General features: G+C 66.1%; 3 protein-coding genes. All 3 read right to left on the reverse strand.

The genetic code is table 11. The features are described from left to right. Window positions 1–1,399 (reverse strand): dynamin family protein (locus WAN02_RS28550; RefSeq protein ID WP_422268733.1); only part of this gene is annotated, 1,399 nt, incomplete at its 3' end. Beyond that, window positions 1,399–1,944: a nucleotide exchange factor GrpE gene (locus tag WAN02_RS28555; RefSeq protein ID WP_422268735.1), complete on the reverse strand. Its 546-nt coding sequence runs from the start codon at window positions 1,942–1,944 to the stop codon at window positions 1,399–1,401. The genes WAN02_RS28550 and WAN02_RS28555, both read right to left, overlap by 1 nt. Next, the coding region (locus WAN02_RS28560; RefSeq protein ID WP_422268737.1) for a hypothetical protein at window positions 1,941–2,162 on the reverse strand (222 nt) is incomplete at its 5' end. The genes WAN02_RS28560 and WAN02_RS28555, both read right to left, overlap by 4 nt.

A 2,162-nucleotide genomic window follows, 5' to 3' on the forward strand; every position in this document is an offset into this window, starting at 1 on the left:
GAAACATCATGGTGCCCAGATAGCCCCCCTGTAATCCCGTCAAGGTCTCGGAGACGTCGGTAAATCTGCCGGCTCGCTGGGCGATGTAGTCGGCGGGAGATTCGTCGGGAGCGGGCAGCCGGTCGGCGAGCTCAGCGATCGCGGAGTCGCCATCGAAGACTCCGTCCTCACCGGTCAGGACGTCCTGCCATAACAGCCGCGCGATTGTGGCGACCTCGCGACGCAGGTGGGCGTCGGCCTTGGCTTGCAGCTGGCACAAGTCGTTGACCAGATCTGTTTCCACGTTGCGGATTTGATCTTTGGGAAGGGATAACAACCGCCGCTGGTACTCGGCCCGTAACTCAGCGATGCGTCGCTTGTTCTCCTTGCGGACGACATAGTTCGCGTCTTGGAGCTCTCGCATCAGCGTCCTCCGCCACGCGGTGTTGCTTCCGTCCAACCGCTTGAGTTGGTCGGTGAGGCGCGCAAGTTCGTCGCCGACATTGGGGTCCTCGACTGCCTTCCTACGCCGGTTCAGCTCCTGGTGGGCCAGCGTGAGCGCTTCCTTCATCGCGCGCATCGTATTGAGCTGGTAATAGACGGTGTGGCCGGTCGCGATGTGGTTGAGCTGATCACGCAGCGCTGGGACGCCAGACCGTGCCAGCTTGCGGGGGTTGCCGCGTGCGGTCGCTGCGGTGTGGGCGCTAAACGGCAGAAAGGTCAGGTCGGGAAAACGTCCGATCGGGAGAAGGCCCGGCCTGTTCAGGGCTTCCTGGTTTTCCCGAAGGTTCGCAGCACCGCGATCGCGCGTCAGGTCGACCTTGGAGCCCACAAACACGATGTGGTCGATGCGGCGGGCGGCTTCGGCGATGAAATCGCGTTCGGCGATGGAGATTATCGACTCGACCGAACAGACGAACACCAGCGCGGTGGCCTGTTCGAGCGCGGCCAGGGTTATCTGCGCGGCGGCGTCGTCGAGCCCCCCGACACCGGGGGTATCGAACACCGTCATGGCCTCTAGACCCGGTTCGTCCAGTACGACCTCCACGTTGTCGACCACCGCGTCCTGGGAGCAGCGGTGCAACAGGTCGCGCAGATTCTGCGGCTCGTCGGCGACGACCCCGCCGCTGGCCAGATGTACCCGCACCGCCTCGGGCCGCCCGGCTCCGACGGCGTAATAGACCTTGGTCGGCCCCGTCGGTAGCAGGCCCGGCCTGTCGAGCAGGGCGTTGATCAACTCCGTCTTGCCGGAGCCCACCTCGCCGACGACCACGATTTTGGCGCGGTCGCTGGATGCGCTCAGCGCCGGCGGCAGCTGTGCGAGCGCGGCGCCGAGGTTGTGGGCGACGAACATCGCGGCCAGCTCGTCGCCGATACCGGCGATGCGGGAAGTGAAGTCGTCCGGTTGGGCACTGGTCATCAGCGGCTCCACTTGTAAACGAGGACATCGGCCGGTCGAAGGACGCGGCCGTGGTCGAGGTAGCCCGGGGCCACCGTTTGAGCCACCACGCCTTCGGCGCTGGCATCCGGTGCCCCAACGGTGCCGTTGACTCGGTGGCGGACTGGATCCATCAGCTGTCCGACATCGTCGAAAACGGTGACTCCACCGTCGCGCAGGGCGCTATCGAGCTCGCCGGTAAGGAGCTGATCATCGAGCAGGCCGCGCACCTTCACGCAGCCGTTGACCAACGCGCCGCGCTGCGCGGCGAGGACCCGCAACTGCGCCTGATCAGTCGGTCGAGCACCGCCGCTGGCGCTGGGTTCTGCCACAACGTGGGTGCGGGGGCGACGGATCGTCATACCCAACGCGGCGCCCGCAACGAACACGACAGCCGCCAATAACGCCAGCAGCCCCAGCGTGGGAATCCAGTCGATCTGCGGGGCGAAGCCCTCTGCGGCAAGGCCGGGATGAGGGTGGCCGACATACGGCGCATCGAAATGAAATCCGCTCAGGACACTAATCATTGGGACTCCAAAGTGGCGGCGAGGAGATAAGCGGACCGCGCGGCGGTTTCAGCGACCTGGCGCGCCAGCAGCGAACCGGCCCCCCCGGCGTAGCTCTTCCAGAATCCGGACGCTGCGGCCGCGGCGCTCCCGAGCTTGTCCCGCCCGACCTGGCCGTCAACACCGAGCCGCTCAGCGGGCTCAGCGAGCTCGAACAGCGCCAGTGCACGCTGTTGGGC

Source organism: Mycobacterium sp. (genome assembly GCF_049281135.1).
In the GTDB taxonomy this organism is placed as follows: domain Bacteria; phylum Actinomycetota; class Actinomycetes; order Mycobacteriales; family Mycobacteriaceae; genus Mycobacterium.

Excerpts from the sequence above, each read along its gene's own strand:
- WAN02_RS28555 (WP_422268735.1), bottom strand. The coding sequence starts at position 1,944 with ATGATTAGTGTCCTGAGCGGATTTCATTTCGATGCGCCGTATGTCGGC.